The organism is Streptomyces alkaliphilus (genome assembly GCF_014141535.1).
Lineage (GTDB): Bacteria > Actinomycetota > Actinomycetes > Streptomycetales > Streptomycetaceae > Streptomyces > Streptomyces alkaliphilus.
In genome coordinates, this window is record NZ_VKHT01000825.1 from 1 (window position 1) to 2,293 (window position 2,293).

General features: G+C 74.1%; 1 protein-coding gene. It reads right to left on the bottom strand.

Annotated elements, in window-relative coordinates:
- The coding region (locus FNQ90_RS20185; RefSeq protein WP_182607659.1) for a diguanylate cyclase domain-containing protein at positions 1-2,093 on the bottom strand (2,093 nt) is incomplete at its 3' end.
- Positions 2,094-2,293: the final 200 nt, after the last annotated feature.

Here is a 2,293-nt window from a genome sequence, read left to right on the forward strand (position 1 = left end):
GTGGTCGGGGCGCCGGCCTCGCCCTCCCCCCTCCGGGCGCCGACCCGGTAGGGGCGGGAGAGCGCGACACGGACCCGCTCGGCGATCTCCAACACCCGGGCGCGGCGGTCGACCCCGTCCTCCCCACCGGGATCGCCCACGATCAGCGCCGCGAACTCGTCGCCGCCGAGCCGGGCGGTGGTGTCACCGACCCGGACCGACTCCCGCAGCCGGCGGGCGGCCTGCACCAGCAGGTCGTCCCCGGCCTGGTGACCGATGGTGTCGTTCACCGCCTTGAAGCCGTCGAGGTCGATGTAGAGGACGGCCGCCGGGCTGTCCCCGGCCCGACGCCCACCGAGTGCGCGGCGCATCCGATCGGTGAACAGCGCCCGGTTGGGCAGGTCCGTGAGCGGGTCGTGGAAGGCGTGGTGCCGCAGGCGCTCCTGCAGGCGCACCCGTTCGGTGACGTCCCGGCTGGTGAGCACGAGCCCGTCGCGGTGACGGTTGACGCACGACTCCACATTGAGCCAGTGCCCGGCGCCGTGGCGGATCCGGCACTCCACCCGCACGGTGGCGTCCGGCGGCCCGTCCGCGGTCAGGAAACGGCGCAGCTCGTGCAGGACCTCGCCCATGTCCTCGGGGTGGACGAGACCGGCCAGTCCGCGGCCGACCAGGCGTTCGGGGTCGGTGCCCCAGACGGTGCCGGCGGCGGGACTGACGTACCGCAGGGCCCCGTCCGGACCGGCGATCATGATGACGTCGCTGGAGCCCTGCACCAGGGATCGGAAGTGGTGCTCCTGACGGGCGAGCTCGCGGGTGAGGCCGATGTTGTCGGCGAGCATGATCGCCTGACGGACCAACAGGGCCAGCACCACGGCTCCGGTGGTGGCCACCACGACCCAGTCGGGTGAGCCGGGGGCGGCCGGGACACCGACGGTGCCCGGCCCCCCGCGCGGAGCGAGGGTGATCAGGGCTCCCAGGACACAGACCGCCGCGGCGAGGTAGGGGGCGAAGGCTGAGAGCGAGGGGGCGGGGCCGCGCAGCGCGGACGCTCCGCCGTCATCGGAACCATCGCCGGGCACGGGCCCGGGGCGGACCCCGGCCCGGACGGGGCCCTCGACACGCTTCCCGGGCACCGGTGTCCCCGACACCGGGGAACGGTCCGGGAGCGGCCCGAGCGGATCCGCCGCCCCACCGACGCCGGGTGGGACCGGGAGAGCGAGGGGGTCGGAGCCGCCATCCCGTCGACGGAGCCCCCCGCCGGTCATCCACGGGGCCCCGGCCAGGAGCAGGGAGCCGGCGAACCATCCGGCGTCGAGCAGTTGACCGCTGCTGTACTGCTCGCGCAACAACGGGGAACCGAACAGGAAATCGCACAGCACGGTGAGGGCGAAGGCTCCGATCACCGTGTTGACGGCGGCCCGCTGCGCGGCCGAACGACGGAGGTGCACCACGAGCACCGTGCTGACGAGAACGATGTCCAACAGCGGATAGGCCAGGGCCAGCGCGGAGCGCAGCACGGACTCCCCCGCCGGCGGGGCGAGCCGGGTGATCGCCAGGCTCCAGGAGAGGGTGAACAGGGACCCGGCCACCAACCAGGCGTCCAGCCCCAGACAGAGCCACCCGGCCGGCCGGGAGGGGCGTCGGGCCAGCAGCAGCAGCCCGACCACCGCGCAGGGGGCGAAGAGGAGGAAACACAGGTCCGCCGGCGAGGTGCGGGGCACCGGTTGGTCGAGGACCACCTCGTACCACCCCCACACGCCGTTCCCCAGGGCGATCATCAGTGAGGAGAGCCCGAAGAGCATCCAGGCGTGCCGGGTCCCGCCCGCCCGGGTGCGGGCGTACCACAGGCAGGAGACGCAGGCGGTCAGCGCGGCCAGCGCCAGACCGAAGTCCCCCATCACCAGGGCGAGGCGGGCAGACCCCCAGCCCAGAGCGGCTCCGAGCGCGTATCCGGCGCAGAGCACCACGATGGTGATCCGCAGCCGCGTCGGGGTGAGGAGAGCCGGTGCGAAGCGGACCGGGGGCGGCGCGGGGAGCGCCCGGGAAGTCGGACCGGGTCCGCCGCCCGGCTCCCCCGGCCCCGGGGTCGCCCGGGGGAACGGGAGGGTCATCGCCCCTCCCGCCCCCGGCACGCACGGCTGAGCGGCGGTCGGACCCCGCCGTGCCGACGGAGTCGGATCGATTGCGTGTGGAAGTGGCACATGCGTGTGTCGCCCCCCTGTGGTCCGGGCACCCCTTTTCCCGAAGATACACCAGAACCGTCACGCATCGACATGAGTTCACGACGGAGAGTGACTCCGAGGGGAGGGGG